Here is a 673-nt window from a genome sequence, read left to right as displayed (position 1 = left end):
GGACGGAGTTTTCAGCGGCTATTTGTTCTATGGGTAATCGGGTGAGGGAATAAAAATCGGTGGTAGTGTAGTGATTGTTGGCTGCTCCGTTGCTGGCTGAGTTATTATATTGCCACGGAGGATCGGCTAATATGAGGCTATATTTCATTCTCCATGTCCTTTATATGCAGAAATATAACCATCGCTGCTTTATATGGATTGTCGATAAAGCATTCCATTTCACCATCATTACTTGCATAGTGAAATTTTCTATCTTGAAATATCAGGCTGATTCCATTCTCGATAATAGTTGGCATTGCATGTTCTGGTTTATTACAGGGGTCGAATTTTTCAAAATTATCATTTCCAACTGGTTTAAAAACTACATTCTCCTTGTCGAATATATTATCTGGTGTGATACCAATATGTTCTGCTACCAATTTATTAATTTCAAAATCCGATAATCCGGTCATGTATTAAATAGTTAGATTGAATATCAAAAATAGTACTCACGCTCAATAAAAGTTCCTATCACCTTATCGTGCATTTCTTCGGATTTTGAATAACTGATAGTTTTTCTATTCAGTCTTTTTATTCGAGTACGCTGAGTTAAATTCGTTCTCTCTATACGCTGAGTAAACGTCTTTCCAGTCAGGTGATCTTCCTCGGGAAGGTTATCATAAACAACATAATC

Annotated in this window: 2 protein-coding genes; both read right to left on the bottom strand. The window is 36.1% G+C overall.

The window, feature by feature from the left end:
• Positions 1-137: 137 nt before the first annotated feature.
• Positions 138-452, bottom strand: coding sequence for a phage protein NinX family protein (locus Xhom_RS25240; protein ID WP_069315330.1), 315 nt, complete (start codon positions 450-452; stop codon positions 138-140).
• A 23-nt stretch (positions 453-475) separates the two neighbouring features.
• On the bottom strand, positions 476-673 hold a 198-nt coding region (locus Xhom_RS25235; RefSeq protein WP_244590771.1), incomplete at its 5' end, for an IS1 family transposase.

The organism is Xenorhabdus hominickii, assembly GCF_002632725.1.
GTDB lineage: Bacteria > Pseudomonadota > Gammaproteobacteria > Enterobacterales > Enterobacteriaceae > Xenorhabdus > Xenorhabdus hominickii.
Note: the sequence above shows the minus strand (reverse complement) of the source record. Positions and strands in the feature narration are given on the sequence as shown.